Below are 427 nucleotides of genomic sequence, written 5' to 3'. Positions count from 1 at the left end.
TGGACTTGCCCCTACCAGACCGGACACCAATTCCCCGTTAAATTGATGCCGCCGCCAAGCGCCTAAATTCTCTCGGCGACCTATATTTCAGCGCGCTGTGCGGATGCTGCTCGTTGTAATGTTCGAAGGCAATCGTCAGATTGCGCAGTGCTGTTTCTCGATCTGGCTTGGGCATGTGCGTCACGTAATCTCGCTTGATCGTCTTCACGAAACTCTCCGCCATACCGTTGCTTTGTGGACTGCGTACCGGCGTGGTCACCGGCTGCAAGCCGATCTGGCGGGCAAACAAACGGGTCTGCTCGGCGATATAGGCCGAGCCGTTATCGCTCAGCCACTGCACGGGCGTGTTCGGCAGTTGGTCGCCAAAACGCTTCTCCACGCTTTCCAACATCAAGTCTCGGATGTCATCGCCGCTGTAGCCGGTCGG

Annotated in this window: 1 protein-coding gene; it reads right to left on the bottom strand. The window is 57.4% G+C overall.

Annotated elements, in window-relative coordinates:
• Positions 1–37: 37 nt before the first annotated feature.
• On the bottom strand, positions 38–427 hold a 390-nt coding region (locus tag M5B96_RS32445), incomplete at its 5' end, for an integrase core domain-containing protein (RefSeq protein WP_248801253.1).

This window comes from Pseudomonas sp. MWU13-2105, from assembly GCF_023242315.1.
Lineage (GTDB): Bacteria > Pseudomonadota > Gammaproteobacteria > Pseudomonadales > Pseudomonadaceae > Aquipseudomonas.
This window is presented reverse-complemented; position numbering and strand designations above follow the sequence as displayed.